The sequence below is a fragment of the Paenisporosarcina sp. NPDC076907 genome, assembly GCF_050269735.1.
GTDB lineage: Bacteria > Bacillota > Bacilli > Bacillales_A > Planococcaceae > Paenisporosarcina.
Map to the genome: position 1 here is coordinate 563,461 of NZ_JBNNIX010000001.1, position 16,875 is coordinate 580,335.

General features: G+C 40.8%; 16 protein-coding genes and 1 tRNA gene. 13 read left to right on the forward strand and 4 right to left on the reverse strand.

Annotated features, from left to right (window positions below):
* Positions 1–325 precede the first annotated feature (325 nt).
* Together ACQKEV_RS02820 and ACQKEV_RS02825 are read left to right on the forward strand one after the other, a co-directional pair.
* Positions 326–2,068, forward strand: a complete 1,743-nt coding sequence (locus ACQKEV_RS02820) for an ABC transporter ATP-binding protein (protein ID WP_427443163.1) — start codon at positions 326–328, stop codon at positions 2,066–2,068.
* Positions 2,049–3,872, forward strand: a complete 1,824-nt coding sequence (locus tag ACQKEV_RS02825; protein ID WP_427443165.1) for an ABC transporter ATP-binding protein — start codon at positions 2,049–2,051, stop codon at positions 3,870–3,872. Before ACQKEV_RS02820 ends, ACQKEV_RS02825 begins: the two co-directional genes overlap by 20 nt.
* Positions 3,873–4,195: 323 nt before the next feature.
* Here ACQKEV_RS02825 and ACQKEV_RS02830 read toward each other — a convergent pair whose 3' ends face one another.
* A complete protein-coding gene (locus tag ACQKEV_RS02830; RefSeq protein ID WP_427443167.1) occupies positions 4,196–5,281 on the reverse strand; it encodes an acyltransferase family protein in 1,086 nt (361 codons plus the stop codon).
* Between the two features lie 122 nt (positions 5,282–5,403).
* Here ACQKEV_RS02830 and ACQKEV_RS02835 point away from each other — a divergent pair, with 122 nt between their 5' ends.
* On the forward strand, positions 5,404–6,276 hold the full coding sequence (locus ACQKEV_RS02835) for a GNAT family N-acetyltransferase (RefSeq protein WP_427443169.1): 873 nt from the start codon (positions 5,404–5,406) through the stop codon (positions 6,274–6,276).
* A gap of 55 nt (positions 6,277–6,331) precedes the next feature.
* Here ACQKEV_RS02835 and ACQKEV_RS02840 read toward each other — a convergent pair whose 3' ends face one another.
* Positions 6,332–7,519, reverse strand: a complete 1,188-nt coding sequence (locus ACQKEV_RS02840; RefSeq protein WP_427443171.1) for a GTP-binding protein — start codon at positions 7,517–7,519, stop codon at positions 6,332–6,334.
* 151 nt (positions 7,520–7,670) lie between these two features.
* Here ACQKEV_RS02840 and ACQKEV_RS02845 point away from each other — a divergent pair, with 151 nt between their 5' ends.
* A complete protein-coding gene (locus ACQKEV_RS02845; RefSeq protein WP_427443173.1) occupies positions 7,671–7,817 on the forward strand; it encodes a hypothetical protein in 147 nt (48 codons plus the stop codon).
* A gap of 18 nt (positions 7,818–7,835) precedes the next feature.
* Here the strand turns inward: ACQKEV_RS02845 and helD are convergent, their stop codons facing one another.
* Entirely contained in the window at positions 7,836–10,058 is a 2,223-nt protein-coding gene (helD, locus tag ACQKEV_RS02850) for an RNA polymerase recycling motor HelD (RefSeq protein WP_427443175.1), read from the reverse strand.
* 296 nt (positions 10,059–10,354) lie between these two features.
* Here helD and kynA point away from each other — a divergent pair, with 296 nt between their 5' ends.
* Both kynA and ACQKEV_RS02860 read left to right on the forward strand, forming a co-directional pair.
* Positions 10,355–11,215 carry a tryptophan 2,3-dioxygenase gene (kynA, locus tag ACQKEV_RS02855; RefSeq protein WP_424473350.1) on the forward strand — a complete coding sequence of 287 codons (861 nt, stop codon included), beginning with the start codon at positions 10,355–10,357 and terminating at the stop codon, positions 11,213–11,215.
* A 12-nt stretch (positions 11,216–11,227) separates the two neighbouring features.
* A complete protein-coding gene (locus ACQKEV_RS02860) occupies positions 11,228–11,956 on the forward strand; it encodes a glycerophosphodiester phosphodiesterase (protein ID WP_427443177.1) in 729 nt (242 codons plus the stop codon).
* 265 nt (positions 11,957–12,221) lie between these two features.
* On the opposite strand, the gene ACQKEV_RS02865 is transcribed toward ACQKEV_RS02860, so the two are convergent.
* On the reverse strand, positions 12,222–13,253 hold the full coding sequence (locus tag ACQKEV_RS02865; RefSeq protein WP_427443179.1) for a DUF2804 domain-containing protein: 1,032 nt from the start codon (positions 13,251–13,253) through the stop codon (positions 12,222–12,224).
* 154 nt (positions 13,254–13,407) lie between these two features.
* Here ACQKEV_RS02865 and ACQKEV_RS02870 point away from each other — a divergent pair.
* The 7 genes from ACQKEV_RS02870 to ACQKEV_RS02900 all read left to right on the forward strand — a co-directional run bounded on the left by ACQKEV_RS02870 (position 13,408) and on the right by ACQKEV_RS02900 (position 16,755).
* Positions 13,408–13,478: transfer RNA gene (locus ACQKEV_RS02870), tRNA-Ala, on the forward strand.
* A 212-nt stretch (positions 13,479–13,690) separates the two neighbouring features.
* On the forward strand, positions 13,691–13,831 hold the full coding sequence (locus ACQKEV_RS02875) for a hypothetical protein (RefSeq protein ID WP_427443181.1): 141 nt from the start codon (positions 13,691–13,693) through the stop codon (positions 13,829–13,831).
* Positions 13,832–14,003: 172 nt separating this feature from the next.
* Positions 14,004–14,573 (forward strand): DUF6241 domain-containing protein, encoded by a 570-nt coding sequence (locus ACQKEV_RS02880; protein WP_427443183.1) that lies wholly within the window; start codon positions 14,004–14,006, stop codon positions 14,571–14,573.
* Positions 14,574–14,746: 173 nt separating this feature from the next.
* On the forward strand, positions 14,747–14,962 hold the full coding sequence (locus tag ACQKEV_RS02885; RefSeq protein ID WP_427443185.1) for a hypothetical protein: 216 nt from the start codon (positions 14,747–14,749) through the stop codon (positions 14,960–14,962).
* Between the two features lie 178 nt (positions 14,963–15,140).
* On the forward strand, positions 15,141–15,617 hold the full coding sequence (locus tag ACQKEV_RS02890; protein WP_427443187.1) for a DinB family protein: 477 nt from the start codon (positions 15,141–15,143) through the stop codon (positions 15,615–15,617).
* A 156-nt stretch (positions 15,618–15,773) separates the two neighbouring features.
* Entirely contained in the window at positions 15,774–16,241 is a 468-nt protein-coding gene (locus tag ACQKEV_RS02895) for a hypothetical protein (RefSeq protein ID WP_427443189.1), read from the forward strand.
* Complete coding sequence (locus ACQKEV_RS02900; protein ID WP_427443191.1) at positions 16,216–16,755, forward strand: DUF6241 domain-containing protein; 540 nt, start codon at positions 16,216–16,218, stop codon at positions 16,753–16,755. The genes ACQKEV_RS02895 and ACQKEV_RS02900 overlap by 26 nt, the downstream gene beginning before the upstream one ends.
* The last annotated feature ends 120 nt before the right edge of the window (positions 16,756–16,875 follow it).

Here is a 16,875-nt window from a genome sequence, read left to right on the forward strand (position 1 = left end):
TGGAGCGAGTTAGCGGAATGGCTACCATTCAGGTTTTAAAGATTTAATGGTTCTTGTTTTCGCTGCGCTGCTGTAGGAAAGAAGAGATGATTCCTACGTGACCGCGGTTTTTTCTTACGTGACCGTCGATAATTCCTACGTCACTCTCGATTTTTACTACGTGAACCCCGATTTTTACAACTGAGCCGCCGCTCACCCAAAAATCGCTACGAATCGAGAACATTTCATCCAAACGAATGATACCTTTTACTCATCCATTGTGGCATAATAGTGAACAATCAGATAATTAATTCGTTAAACGAAGAAGTTTCAGGGGGAACATCTAGTGAAAACTGTTTTTTCGTATGTCAGACCATATAAATGGCCGATTGCCATTGCGCTTTTCCTTATGTTAATTGAGCTTTCAGTCGAGCTGGTTCAACCGCTTATCATAGCCAAGATCATTGATGATGGCATTTTGAAAGGTGATCAATCCGTCATTTGGACGTGGGGAGGGGTCATGATGCTTATGGCGTTCGTTGCTTTCCTATCAGGTGCAACGAACTCATTCTTTGCCTCGCATGCTTCGCAAAGCTTCGCTTTTGATGTCCGCAGTGCTTTATTCAAGCAAGTGCAACAGTTTACCGTAGCAACGTTCACAAGATTCCCGACAGCTGGCTTGATCACGAGACTGACAAGTGACGTTACCATGGTACAAAACGTGCTCTTCATGAGTTTACGCATCATGTTGCGAGCGCCATTACTTGTGCTCGGTAGCGTCATCATGGCGTTTATCGTCAATGCCTACCTCGCGATGTTCCTTGTCATCGGGGCACCATTCCTGCTTATTTTCCTTTATATCATGGTGAAAAAAGGGGTCAGTTACTTTGCGCTTGTGCAAGTGCGACTCGATCGTGTGAACCGTGTGCTACAGGAAAACTTGCAGGCCGTACGCCTAGTTAAAGCCTATTTACGAGGGACTTTCGAGTCTTCCCGTTTTGAAAAAGTGTCGAACCTCCTCAAAATGGATACAGTGAGAGCACTTCGTATTATGGAAATCATTCTGCCGCTGTTGCTATTGGTCATGAACATCAGTTTGTTAGCCGTTCTTTGGTTTGGAGCACGTGAAATCCAATCGAATAATGCACAAATCGGTGAATTGGTCGCAATCGTCAATTACGCGATGCGTATGACAGGGGCTTTCTCGATGTTCGCTTTCATCATCATGGCGTTTGCCCGTGCGAAAGCTTCCGCAGAACGAATGGAAGAAGTCTTACTGGTCAACGAAGGTTTAGAACGCGATGAAGAGTCTGGCAAAATGCATGGAATCATTAAAGGTGAAATCAGCTTCAAGAATGTGACATTCAGCTATCCGAATACGCCTGAACCTGTGTTGCAGAACATTTCATTTGATGTGAGATCTGGTGAGAAACTTGCCATTATGGGAGCGACGGGAGCAGGGAAATCGACATTAATGCAACTCATTCCACGCTTTTTTGAAGTGACGTCTGGTTCGATTACCGTGGATGGTAAAGACGTCAAAAAATGGCCGTTGGATCAATTACGTCAAGCTATCGGGCTCGTGCCGCAGCAGTCACTGCTGTTTACAGGTAGCATCTATCAAAACTTGGCATGGGGTAAAGTCGAAGCATCAACTGATGAATTGCAACAAGCGGCGAAACAAGCGCAAATTCATTCATCCGTGGAACAGTTCGCGAAAGGTTACGATACGCGAGTCGGTCAAAAAGGCGTGAATTTATCAGGCGGTCAAAAACAACGTCTGTCGATTGCACGGGCATTGGTTCGTAAGCCGGAAATTCTGTTGTTGGACGATAGCACGAGTGCGCTCGATGTGAAGACGGAAGCATCGTTGTGGCAGGCTTTGGATAAAGAAGAAGCTACTATGCTCGTTGTCACGCAAAAAATACGCACGGCAAAAGGGGCAGACCGTGTCCTGCTGCTGGATAATGGACGCATTGCCGCGTATGGCTCACATCAGGAACTGATCGCAACGTCCGATTTATATCGTCAAATTGCGGAGTCGCAACAAGAACAGGAGGTGCCTTCGCATGCGCCAGATGTTAACTAAGCCATTCGGCTACGAGCCGGTTTTGACAAAAGAAGATATAACACCCGTGAAAAAGAAAAAAGGGGAACGGGCAGGGGACTGGAAAGGTGTACTAAAACGTATTTGGCACCTTGTAGATGAACAACGGGCTTTATTGATTACCGTTCTGTTGCTCGTCGTGATCAGTTCAACACTAGCTCTTGTTGGACCGTATTTGCTTGGTGAAATTATTGATGAATATATCGTTCCTGGACAATTTGCAGGAATGCAAAACATGATGATGTGGTTGATCGGCATTTATTTCTTCCTGTCGGTATCGCTGTTTTTCCAGAACTATTGGATGATCGGTGTCGCTCAACAAACGATTTACCGCATGCGTACCAGCCTTTTCGCTCATTTTCAAAAGCTCCCGGTTTCATTCTTCGATAAACGCCAACACGGCGAACTCATGAGCCGTGTGACAAATGATATTGAAAACGTCAGTGCCACGTTAAACAGTTCTTTCATTCAAGTGCTTTCCAGTATCTTGACGCTGACCGGAACAGTCATTGTCATGCTGACATTGAGTCCGTTACTGACACTGTTGACGATGACCATCATTCCTGTCATGTTCTTCTCCATTCGATGGATTACTAGAAGAACCGGAAAACTGTTCAAGCAACAGCAACAAGCCGTGGGTGATTTAAATGGGATGATTGAAGAGACGATTTCTGGACAACGAATCGTTAAAGCCTTTTCTCAGGAAGAGCGCGTCACCAATGAATTTATCGTGAAAAGTGAACGTTTGCGACAAACCGGATTTTGGGCGCTGACCTATTCAGGCTTCATCCCAAAAGTAATGAATATGCTGAACAACGCCAGTTTTGCCATAGTTGCGGGCGTTGGGGGCTTACTAGCCTTGAATGGACACGTTTCAATCGGAACCATCGTAATCTTTTCGGAGTATGCAAGACAGTTTACCCGTCCTTTAAATGACTTGGCGAATCAATTCAACACCGTGCTATCGGCTATTGCCGGCGCGGAGCGTGTTTTCGCAATCATAGATGAACCGATTGAAAAAGACGAAGCCACTTTGCAACTGGGTAAGGTGTTAAAAGGGAAAGTTGAATTTGATCAGGTCTCGTTTAAATATGAACAATCAGATGATGAGCACACCATTCGTAATGTCAGTTTTACGTTGAATCCTGGTGAAACGGCTGCATTGGTCGGCGCAACAGGTGCAGGGAAAACGACAATCATGCAGCTGCTCGCCCGTTTTTATGAGACGAATGAAGGTCAGATTCGTATTGATGATATTCCGATTGATCAATTGGCCCGCCAAACATTGCGCAGTCAAATTGCCTTTGTCTTACAAGATCCATTTTTATTCGAGGCAACTGTAAAAGAAAATATCCGTTACGGCAGATTGAATGCGACCGATGAAGAACTAATGGAAGCCGCAAAGCAAGCAAACGCACACGACTTTATTGTAAAGCTGCCTGAAGGCTACGATACCGTCCTGACAGCAGATGGTGGGGAAATCAGCCAAGGGCAGAAACAATTATTGTCCATCGCACGCGCTCTCGTGGCCGACCCGGTCATTTTACTGTTGGATGAAGCAACAAGCAGCATCGATACCGTGACCGAGATGAAAATCCAGGAAGCGCTCGAACGATTAATGGAAGGCCGCACAAGTTTCGTCATCGCCCATCGATTGAATACAGTCAGACAGGCAGATGTGGTCTACGTCATGGATCAAGGACGACTCGTGGAGTCTGGAAGTCAGAATGAACTTGTCGCTCAAAAAGGTCTGTACTACAACATGCTGACGGAATCACAGTTATAGATAATTTCAAGACATAGAAAAAGCTGAGCCTCTAGTATTAGGGTTCAGCCTTTCTTATAGAAAAAAGTATTTATTGAAATGTTGGATAAACAAATCACTCGGTTGTCATCGGTTTTTTCGGATGATAAGAGACAAGCAATCGTTTCAATTTGGTCCCGTAGAAATGAATTATGTTTTGAAAGCTTGTTGTTACCCTAAGTAAGTATTTTTATAAAAAAGGAAAGGGCTCAGATTCCGAATGATTTGTCTTAATTTAGATTAAATGAAAAAGAGTGTAGACAAACTCAAAATTAATGAGTTTGTCTACACTCTGAGCTGAGCCTCTAGTATTGAGGCTCAGCTTCTTTTAATTTAACTGGTTTAGCAGCTGCTTTGCGTTTCTTCGATGAGAAACCACCGAGGAACAATCTGCCGTAAGGAACCAGCTTTTGAATAATAATCGATGCAACAATCGGAACAAGTAATCCAAATGCCGTAAATCCGATGATGCCGTAATTGAAGTAATCATTCAACACGATATCCGTGAAAATATGAAGATACATAATCGAAATCGAGTGCTTTTCAATTTGTTGCAACCACTTCAATGACAGGCGAGAAGCAATCCATTGGAATGTACCCACAAAAACAAGTGTCATGGAAATCGGTATGACTAAATCCAAAACGACATGTTCATAACGAAGGAACTTCATGCTTAAGTGATAGTCAATGATACCGAACCAATCGAGGGAAACGGCCGATACCGTACCAATCAACCCGGCAATCAACCATGGTTTCGTGATATTCATCCAAATATTCTTCATATAATAACCTAGTGCAAAGTAGACAACCGCCATCAGTGCTACGTCGATATTCCAAATCATTGGAATGGTTTGAGAGGCTTTGTCTGGTGCACCGCCAATAACTTGCATCGCAAATACACTTTCAATGTGAGCAATCAAGTAGAAAACAGCTAAAATCACAAACTGTTTTGTACGATTAAAGTATTTCGTCATCCATAAGAAGAACAAGAACGTAAAGAACAAGGTAGTGACAAACCAGAATACGCCATAAGCACCTCGTGCAAATCGACCACCAATTACAAGTGTCCAAATATCATTCAAATACCATGACATATCCAAGTTTCCGGAACCGATTTCCATTCCATAACGAATGACCGTAATCGTTACAAGGAAAAACAAGTATGGTACGATTAATTGCATAAAACGTTTATGAATAACTTGTTTTGAAAGTCCTTTTTCCAGAACTGGTTTGAAAAACATTCCACTTAAAATAAAAAAGGCAGGCATATGGAACCAATATATATACTTCCCAAGAGGGAAATCAAGTTGTCCAGGGTAATGGCCGATTACGACCAGGATCATTAAAAATCCTTTCGTGACGTCAACCCAAGATAATCGTTTCTTATCCATGATTTAACTCCTCCATGAAATCAGACTGTTGCTATTATATAGCCTATCTAGGAAGGAAATAAACCATTGTTACCATATTGATACACATTAGACACAACAATGAAAGAAAGGTGGAAATACTTGTGGACATTGCCATACTAACAGTTTCGTTCCCTTTAGACGTAGAAACATCAAGTGAAATCCAGGCTTTACTGCGTGCAAATGAAGAAATAGAAGGAACCAATTACGAGCAAGTGTTAAATATACCTGTCATGACGGATCCATTAACAAAAGGCTTTGCTGTGCTTGCTTATGCAGAAGATGATGTCGTAGGAGTCATTTCTGCCATCGATATGATTGGGATTCATTCCTATGAGTGGAGCGGGCTTGTTCATCCTGAATATCGCAGACAAGGACTAGGACAGGCATTGACGAATGAATTGCAGCATAACTTGGAGCTTCGTGGATTTGAAAGTGAGCTGGCATTGAACATAAAAGATTCGGAGGCAGGGGCAGCATTCTTGCAACAGGCGGGTTATGAGTGGAATTTTTCAGAAGCAACACTGAAAGCAAATGTGAAAGCTGCGGAAGAAAATTCAGTGGTGGAAGTGTACCCGCTTACTGATGAAGCGCAGGAACTTAAGCATATTTTAATGAATGCATTCGGGGATACAGAAGACGAAGTGCAAACGTTGCTGGATTACAATGCATCTAATCCCTCACGACATGTGTTTGTAGCAAAACAACAAGAGAAAGTTGTCGGTACCGTCACACTTGTGGAAGACGGCGAAACGCTCTGGGTAACTGCCTTAGCAACTGATTCAGAAAGACAAGGTCAGGGAATTGGTTCAGCCTTGTTGGCATTTTCACAAGCAGAAGGATCGAGAAGAAATTGTAAAAGTGTAATGCTCGACGTGGAAATCGATAATAACCAAGCATTATCGATTTATGAAAAAGCGGGATTCCAACCCGTTATGCAAGTTGATTATTACGTGAAAAACCCCATTGCGAACTAATTCGCAGTGGGGTTTTTGGCTTTATATCTCGATTATTTTGAATAGAACTCCTGCATTAATTAGCAGCCACAAAAGGGGGGATAGGGTCAGCAAATTCCGTCCAATCACTCATCATTTCGTCATCTGTCAGCAAACATGCATCCAGCTGAGCTTCAATTTCTTCCCGGTCCATATCGAGACCGATCCACACCATCTCAGTTTGACGATCACCATGTTTCTCGTCCCATCTGCATGCTACAGATTCATCTTCTTCCAAAATCAACCGCTGTTCCGCTTTAGGCAAGGCGGCAATCCAATAGCCCGCTCCTTGGAACTGAAGGGAATTGCCGGCTTGGGACAATAATCCGGCCATTTTATTTCGTGTGGCCAACCAGAAAAAGCCTTTAGAACGGACAATTTCTTGTGGAAAGGCACTAAGCCAAACATGCCATCTTTCGGGATGGAAGGGACGTTTTCGTCTGTAAACAAAAGAAGTGATTCCGTATTCTTCTGTCTCCGGTACATGTTCTTCATTTAACTCCTTAATCCAACCAGCCGATTGACTGGCTTGCTCGAAGTCAAATAGACGCTGATTCAAAAGCATAGAAGGGTGAACGGTCCCTTTTTCTATAGGAATTAAAATGGCATCGGGATTCATCTTTCTCAGGAAGGATTGAAAGGCAAGTACATATTCTTCCGTCACCAAGTCAGTTTTACTGATCAAAATAATGTTAGCAAATTCAATTTGGTCGATTAGTAAATCGGACACATCACGGACATCGTGTTCATCATCCGTCTGTTTGCGTTCTAACAACGAGTCGCCGCTTTCGTAATCACTCCAGAAACGGAAAGCATCCACTACTGTAACCATGGAATCTAAACGACAATACTGAGAAAGGTCAATTCCCACTTCTTCATCGATATATGTAAAAGTCTGCGCTACCGGAATTGGCTCTGAAATACCGGTGGATTCAATGACGATGTAATCGATATCTCCTTGTTTCGCCAATTTTTCTACTTCAATCATCAAGTCTTCACGCAGAGTACAGCAAATGCAGCCATTGGTCAGTTCCACCAACTTCTCTTCCGTACGTGAAAAACCTCCCCCTTGAATCAGTTGTGAATCAATATTGATCTCGCTCATATCGTTAACGATTACCGCGATTTTCTTTCCCTCTTTATTGGCTAGCAAGTGGTTCAATACTGTTGTTTTACCTGCGCCAAGATAACCACTTAACACAGTTACCGGAATTTGAGTTTGCATTTGTTCGCTCCTTCATGATTTAATGTAAATAGTAATGATTACGATTTAAACAATACAACGAATAATTGATTCATGCAAGGGGAAAAGAAAAAACGTTTCCCTTTGGTAAGAGAAACGTTAGACAAGTCGATGATCTAGGAGAACTCGACTCTTGGTTGTAGTAAATGACGTTCACGTAGGAATAATTGGCGTTGACGTAGGAAAAATTGAGCTCCACGTAGGAAAAATCGACGTTCACGTTGTAAAAGCATCTTTTTGCACTCTCGGCAAAACCAGGTCTACACCAATACCTTCATAATTTCTCAGTATCACTTTATTAAGGTAACAAAAAATGCTCACGGTTTGGTCCGACTAAATGTAGCTCATGCATTGGACGGGTCATCGCGACATATAGAAGCTTGCGGTCAATTGCATGTTCGCGGAAAGGGGTATCAAATGCCACAACGATCACGGCATCAAATTCTAACCCTTTGGCTAAATGGCTCGGCACGATGAGTAGCTTTTCTTGGTCTATATCTGAATGATCGCTCAGCAACTGAATCGGAAGGAAATCGTCAAGGTGCTTCGCAACAGCTTTTGCCTCTGTCGCCGTTTTGCAAATAAGGGCAATCGAACGATGACCACGACTCCGGACTTCATCCAGCAAAGTAACAATTCGGTGGCCATCAATCGTCTTCATTTCGTGGAACTGCGGATCGATGCCGTGACGGACGACGGGTTCCACCAATGGTAAGTCTTCGTCCATCTGCATTAATATGCTGTTTGCCATTTCCATAATTTCAATTGTCGTTCGATAGCTTTTTTGCAAAGTCGTGTAAGTGGCACGGGGAAATAACTCAATAATCGGCTCCCAGGAAGTGAGGGCCCGATAACTATGAATGCCTTGAGCCAAATCTCCAACCATTGTAAACATATCCGTTCCAAGGCCTTCTTTAAGGGCGGCCAGTTGAAATACACTATAATCTTGGACCTCATCAATAAAGACGACACGCATTTTCCACTTGTCCGAAATCCCTTTTATTTTGGCATGCATGTAATAAAGAGGGGCCAAGTCTTCTATTTCCCAAGACTCCATCGAATGGCTTTGAAGGAACGCCTTTTTCTGTTTCTCTGTCCATAGAGTGGCATGTTCGTTTATTAACTTTCCATTAGTAACAAAATCTCGATACATATTTTTGATATTGGCTTTTTTAAAACGTCTCATGTAAACATTGGCCGTGGTCTTGGCTTCTTTTTCAATCAATGGAATCCGAAGATCGCGCTCATCAATAAATTTCGTCACTTCCGCTTTGCGTTTTGCATCATCACGAACGACTAACGCTTTATCAAGGGCATCTTCGTATTTTTTGTTCAACACAATCAGGATTTCTTTTTTCTTTTGTCGCACATGCGATGTCAAGATCATCTTGATTCGCTCCAACCTTTTTTCTATTGGCATATAGGCAAAGTCAGTTAAGAATAAGTTTCTTAATTTGGAACCGCGCATGATGCAGTATTTCTCAATGTATATATCTTCGAATTGGTTGGCTACCGATTTTTCATATTCATATAGAAAGGCGTCTACTAACATTGTATAGGAAAGAGATCCTTTCATCTGTGATTGCCAAAGCATCATTTCATCCGGGTTTTCCTGTTCCGTTAATGCTGCAAGCTTCAGGTTCACATCTTTCAGTTTCACTTTAATGTCCGTGGCGTTCAAGACATATTCAGTGTAGGTTGTCTGGCATATCTGACCGACACCGAGTTCAGGCAGTACATCCGCGATATAGTCCATAAACAGTTTGGATGGGGCTAAAATCATTAATTTTTCTGCTGGGAAATGTTCGCCCATCGTATAAAGGAAATACGAAATTCGATGCAATGCAATCGTCGTTTTTCCACTGCCTGCCGCCCCTTGAACAATAATGGGTTGCTTTAAATGAGCACGAATGATTTCATTTTGTTCAGCTTGTATGGTCGACACAATTTCAGTTAAACGGACATCCGCTTTTCCTGAAAGTGCTTCTTGCAAAAGCTCATCATTGGTCGTTAAATCGATATCCCGAACTGCCTGCAGTTCACCTTTTTCAATGGTGTATTGACGCTTAGAAAATAGGTGACCGGTAAACGTATCTTCTCGGACATCGTATTCAATATCCCCTAGCCGCCCATCGTAGTACACATTGGCAACAGGCGAACGCCAGTCCACAATGATCGGTTCTTGTGTTTCCCGGTGGAATAAAGAAGTCTTTCCGATGTACAGCATTTCACTGTCTTCGCCGTCTTTTTGGAAATGAATGCGTGCAAAATAAGGTTTTTGCTGAATGGCTTCCAGTCCTTCTTTTTGAGAACGGGCCATTTCGAAAAACCTGGCATTGGTTAAAATGTTCATATAGCTTAAACTGGAATCCAAATAATCCAAATCGGCCATTGCGTGACGAATATTTTCCTGTGCAGATTTCACATCACGTTTCGATTCGTCGAGTAACTGTTGCATATAGTGTTTAGTGTAGGTCAGGCGCTCTTGCTCTTGCTCAAAATCAGGATGTTTCTGTGTCATACAGTCCTCCGATATGAAGATTTTGCTCGTCACTGGCGCTAGAAGAATTGAATTGAAAGCCTGTTTTCGCATGAGGGTAGGAAGGAAGGCTAGGAACGCGACATCGTGTCGCAACGCCTTCATGACTCGCATCGTGCGAGCCCGGGTTTGAAAACAGAATAGAATCTTACCATAGTTTGGGAATCTCTTGCAATAAGAATTTTCACAATTTTAAGTAGTCTGTTAAAGTGTTGAATCTCATGTCATAATACAACTAGATGAGATGAGTGAAAGTAGAGCCTTAAGGGGATTTTAAAATGGATAAGAAACCACTGGATAACGGTCAAAATCGTGCAGCACAAGGAGAAGCAGGATTACATACGAATTTTAAAGAAAACATGACATACGGGGAATATCTTCATCTCGATAAATTATTGACAGCACAGGACGGCTTGACCGATCACCACGACGAGCCTTTATTTATTATGATTCATCAAGTTTCAGAGTTGTGGATGAAATTGATTTTGCATGAACTGCGAGCAGCGATAAAGAATATTGAAAGTGATGATCTTCAACCTGCATTTAAACAATTAGCGCGCGTCTCTAAAATTCAGACGCAAATCATTCAAGGATGGGATGTCCTGTCCACTCTGACACCTGCGGAATACATGGAGTTCCGTTCGTCACTAGGCAATGCAAGTGGTTTCCAGTCGTACCAATACCGTATGATCGAATTCGCACTCGGCTATAAAACGAAGCATGTGCTTAAAATCTATGAAAAAGACGAAGAGTTGTTGAACACATTAACGGATGCTTTCCATCAACCAGGTCTATACGATGTCGCGATTAGAAAACTCGCTCGTGCAGGTCTTCCTATAGATGAAGAAATTCTTTTGCGTGATGTCTCAGCTCCTTATGAACCAAACGCTAGTGTACTCGAAGCATGGAAGACCGTTTACCGTGATGTCGACCAATACTGGGAGCTGTACCAATTAGCAGAGAAGCTTGTGGATATTGAGGACTGGCTACAGCAGTGGCGTTTCCGACATATGAAAACAGTGGAACGAATCATTGGCTTTAAGACAGGTACAGGTGGATCTTCAGGCGTCCATTACTTAAAGCGAGTACTCGATCAATACTTCTTCCCAGAACTATGGACATTACGTACAGAAATTTAAGGAGGACTTTACATGAAAATCTATGCTCATCGTGGTGCATCAGGAACGTTTCCAGAAAATACACTAATCGCATTTGAAGAAGCAGCCCAACTCGATATCCATGGAGTTGAGTTCGACGTCCATCTAACAAAAGATGGAGAACTCGTCGTTATTCATGATGAGACAATAGACCGCACATCGGATGGAGTGGGGTACGTCAAAGATTTAACGTTAGCGGAGCTGCGTGCTTTTGACTACGGTAGCTGGTTTGGCAGTGAATTCGCGGGTCAAAAAATACCTACTTTAGAAGAAGTATTAGTGGTGTTCCAACAAACAACACATCATATCAATATTGAACTTAAATCGGATATTTTTCCATATGAAGGCATGGGGGAGAAAGTGCTCCATTTAATTGAAAAGATGGGAATGGCAGAAAGGGTTGTCATCTCCTCTTTTGATCACGAAGCGGTCAGAGATTTTAAGAAATTGGCACCTCATATTGAGGTCGCTATTTTAACCTTGGAAGTGTTGGTGGATGCATATGACTACGCACGTTTCATTCCAGCGAACGCTCTTCATATATTCCTCCCGACAGCCATGCGGAAAATGGCGAAAGAGGCCTTGGTAAAAGGAGCAATCCTTCGCGTCTACACGGTAAATGATATTGAGCATGCGATGGCTTTGCAAAAAGTCGGCGTGCATGCGATTTTTACAGATTATCCGGAACGTATGAAGCGGGCGTTTGAAGTAGGAACGGTTTAATTTAAGTTGTGGAAGTGACGTTACATTAGTGGTTTTGTCCAGTCAGCATTGCTTTTCGTCCACTCACAATGACTTAATGTCCAGTCAGGAAAGCTTTTCATCCATTCACGCTAACTTTTCATCCATTCAAAATAAAATGATTCAAAAAAATCCTCGTCCTCCTGTTAATCAGGAAGATGAGGATTTTTTAATGAAAAGATTAATGTTTTGATGTCTGACTCCAAGTTCTAGCGTTCGGAATAAAGTAGGCTTCTCCGTTTTCGTGTTACCACTTAGCCTTGTGTTCATCGATTGAGCCAAGCATTTGTGTGATGGCAAGGCGGGAGCCGTTGTCTAGATAAACGAAGCCTTGATAATATCCAATGAGTTGATTAATCTCTGATGTGACGAGACGGGCATTAATTTTCGCTTCACGTTTAAAAAATGGGGTAAAGGTTAAATTGACATCACGTGAAAATTTCGATCGAATATGCCAAGGTTTCATATAATCAGTTTCATCATAAGAAAATATGACATCTTCAGAGATTTTTGACATGTGTCCATCGACAAAGACTGCATTTTCCGTCATACCTGTTCCATCGGTCCATTTGCCACCGAAGTTAAGACCAATGCGCTTTCTTCCGACACGTTGAGAAGCCATTGCCCAGTTCCAAGAAGCTGATCTCGCCCAAACACCGCGTCCATAATCTAGCACAGCATAACTATCATCAGGGTTAAATGAATAGCGTTTGTCACCAATTTTGACAAACCCGCGAGTCGGGAGTGTATGGTGCTTGGCCGTATGTTGAAAGAGTTGACGATTCCATGGGATGACAACATTCAATGAATCGTCATTTTCTGGATGCTCAATATGTAAATCCGCATGTAGCAAATCTCCGTCAAAATCAGATACGGTGACCGTCATATGTGTCTCATTTTGCATATGGAACAATTGGACACTCATTTCGTTATTGGAAAATTTCACGGTTTCAAGAACTTGACTTGGCATGTGAACACGTTGTGCCAGTGGAATCGTAATCGTCTTCTCAAAAAAACGTTGCGTTTCATAATCCAGAAAATACACGCAACAAACTGCAGCGTAATCCAAATGACGGATGCTTGCTGAAAATAAAATATCTTCTCCATACACACACCAGTAATTCCATTTTTTCTTACGCATAAAATGTCCAGACAGATTACTATCAATTAACGGTTTTCTAGAAAAACCGATTGCAGCAGGGTTCAAATTTCCTTTCGAATCGCACAATGCAATAGGAGCTAAAATCTCGCGCTCTGCATGTTGTTGCACTTTTTGCATTTCGCCACCCTCTCGCATCTTGAATCAACTAGCATTCTTACTATATACTGAGTATTGTACCAAATATTTCGAAAAAGGGGTATTAGCTCAGCAGGAAGAGCGTCTTGTTTTAGCTCGTCGGTTGCAACCCGACCCGATATACTCAATCATTCACGGGGCCGTAGTTTAACGGGAGAATGACACAATGGCATTGTGTAGGCGGCAGTTCGATTCTGCTCGGCTCCATCCCTTGATTTATTAAAATTTATGTTGTGCAAAACTCAAAACTTGATACACCACAAGCACTTTCACTATTTCTGAATCACAGAAAAAGGAAGTGTTTTTTTATGTCATTCAACTTATATACAAGTACTGAGGTAACTTTCTTTTAATGGCACTTGAATGCCATATATTGCTAATATATTATTGAGTTAAGCAAGTTTTGGAGGGATATAATAATGGATAAAATGGTAATGGATTTGCAATTAATAGCAGACGTGCTTCGTGAAAATAATTGTACAAGTTTAATAAGCGCCATAGCAGAAAAAGACTATCAAGCTGCACAAATTTTGGACGTTTTGATACTTGAAGATGAATAATTTTACAAAGATTCATTTGCAATGAATCTGATTCGTATTAGCCAATAACTTTTTACACTCCATGCGTAACTAAGGAAAGAAATCATCAAGTATGGATATTTGAAGATACTGAAAAATTGATTGCTGATTTGGTTTGGTTAATCAATAAAGATGTTGTCATGGGGAGCAAAGCATGAAAAAAATTTTCGCACCATTTAAAATTACCAAAATCCAAAAGGCAGCTATTGTAGTTACTTGTGTCGGATTCTTTTGCATTTTTATTTACTTGAAAGTTAAACCTGATCTGCCAGTAATATTGAAAAAAGATGAAATTATGTCTGAAACGATTGCCGAAGACAGCGGAGCAACAATTGAAGTTGAAGAAGATGTAAGTACGATCGAAGCAGAATTTCCTTTAGACATGGCAGATTCTGAAATCAGAACAGCGATTCATGCTATGTCACATCAAAAGGTAATCTCTGATGACGATGAAAAGTGGGGACCAAAAATACCTTTAACACAAGTGCGAGTGGATAGATTGCTTGAAGTGATTAATGCTCGTCAACATGAAGCTAATTTTGAAAACGAAGCAACCTATTTTGAAATTTTAAATCGGTGGGCAGAAGGCGATTTTTCACAGGTGGCAAGAGACCACAACACTATTTGGTACAGCCAAAATGGAAACATTGGGTATGCTACTGGAGTCATGAGTCCTGAAGAAGAAATGGAATACATTAGAGTGAATTTCAATGTGAAAGATTAAAGGAGGAGCATGAACCATTCATGCTTTTCTTTTTTATTTTGTTTGCAGGATAATGAAAAAGATAAAACTGCAGAACTGCTGAATTGTTCGAAACAAAATTTACGGTGGTAGGCTTTACACTTTGTAATAAGAAAATACAATTAAACTAACTAACTTTAAGGGAGCGTTTATTAATGAAATCAGTAGCAGACATGAAACTTGAAAGAAAAGAAACTGAAAAGGGTGCTTACGTAATTGGGGAAGGATGGCGTTTATGGTTAAATAAAAAGGATCTGGCGTTGCAACTGAAATTGTACGGCGGGCTTAACACGGTAAACTATATACCGAAAAGCAGTACGATGTATACCAACTTAATGAGCGAGCATTTTAGCCATATTACGAAGCAATAGATAACGGGTGTTAGGAAATTAAATAAGCGTTTTAAAGCATTCCTATCGGGAGTGCTTTTATTTTGAATAAAAAGTGGTTTTAGTTTTGAGTAATATTTAAAAACAAGCCGAATAAAATATTACGTACTATAGAAAAGATTTGGGAAGGTTGAGGTATTTGTTCTATGAAACTAATTTGATGACAACGAGAAATCATCTGTTAGATGAAGTGACTGAATTAAGTTTTGAAGATGTTAATTACAATCCAGAAGATAATAGCTGGAGTATTGCTCAAGTTTGTCATCATGTAGCTTTAACTGAAGAAACTTTTGCAAAAGCAATCGCGTATGGACTGAAAAAATCAAATGTTAGAGCCGAACAGAAGAAAATTGATTTTATGTTAGACAGATCGAATAAATTAAAAGCACCAGAAATTGTTCAGCCACCAATGGATTCATTAAAAACTGAACAAATAATAGACCTTTTGAGCCAATCAAGAAACTTATTGATGAGTGTATTAAACACAGTGGAGGATAATTCCATATTGACTGAGAAATCAGTGCAACATCCATTCCTAGGTGAATTGCCGCTTAATCAATGGATTGAATTAATATACTTACACGAACAACGACATATTGAACAAATAAAAGAAATTAAATCATACGCCAAAATTTGACTTCTTAACTGAATCTCCCATTTTTTAAAAAGCACTTACTTGATCTAATTAGATTGAGTAAGTGCTTTTTTGATATTGTAAGAAAATTAAAAATATCTTTGTTGTGTAAGTATTTTACAGTAATATAAAGATATTATCTTTTGATTGGTGGTCTACATGAATTCTTTACTTATTACGGGTCTGATTGTCATGGTGGTAGGCCATATCGTACTCATCACATGCGCTTTTAAAGGCACACAACAGGAGAATAAAATATTGTTTCAGACACTTCCGGTGTCATGGTTTTGGCTTGTCTTTTTTATGGCTAACCAATTCAAGGAGTGGAAATTTCCGCTGGAAGATACAGAAGGATATTCCATGGGTTTCGGCTTATTTCTTCCGGGAGCATTCATTTTGATCTTAATCATGATGATTGTTGGAGGAGATGGCATGAGGGCTGCAAGGAAGTTTAATCAAAGACCTTTACTCGTCATATCAGCATTATCTGTAACTGTCATCTTTACGAACATGTTGGTTTTTTTACTCTATCCAATTGTCTCGCTGTTCATTATCGGAAAGAAATTATTAAGAAAAACTGAGTTGTTCAATGGAGGAAAATATGAAAGAAAAGAGCGAGAAATTTAAGTTCACTAAGGTACAGAAAATGGTGTTGAGTATTGCGGTTTTAGCTATTATGGGAATAGTTGTCTACGGATTGTACGGACAAGAAGTACCCATTATAAAAAAAGATGGAACAATTACAGAAACAACGACTGAAGATGGCGGGAAAATAATTGAAGTAAAAGAAGTGAGAGACCAACCTGTTGAAGAAGAATTTCCGATGAATATGCCCGATTTTCAGGTAGGTCAAGTTATCCACCAAATGAGTCACCAGAAAATAGAAGCGGAAGAAAAGTGGGGGTTCCTCCCTTTGACAGCTGAGCGTGTGAACAGATTAATAGAAGTAATCGAAAATGGTAATTATCAAAATAAAGATCGCTATTTAAGTATTCTTAATCGGTGGTCAAAAAATGATTTCACGCAAGTGGATAAAGATCACAATACAATTTGGAACTTACAAGGCGGAAATGTGGGCAAAGCTACAGGAATTCTCAGTTACGAAGAAGAAAAAGAATTCATTGAAAAATACTATGAATAGTATAAGCGCTCACATACATTTTCAGAAAATGGTTAGTGAAATTCAGTAAGTGAAATGGTACATTAGGTTTACAGGTAATGGAAGAAAGTAGAATCTATTAACCGGAAAAAGAATAGTAGG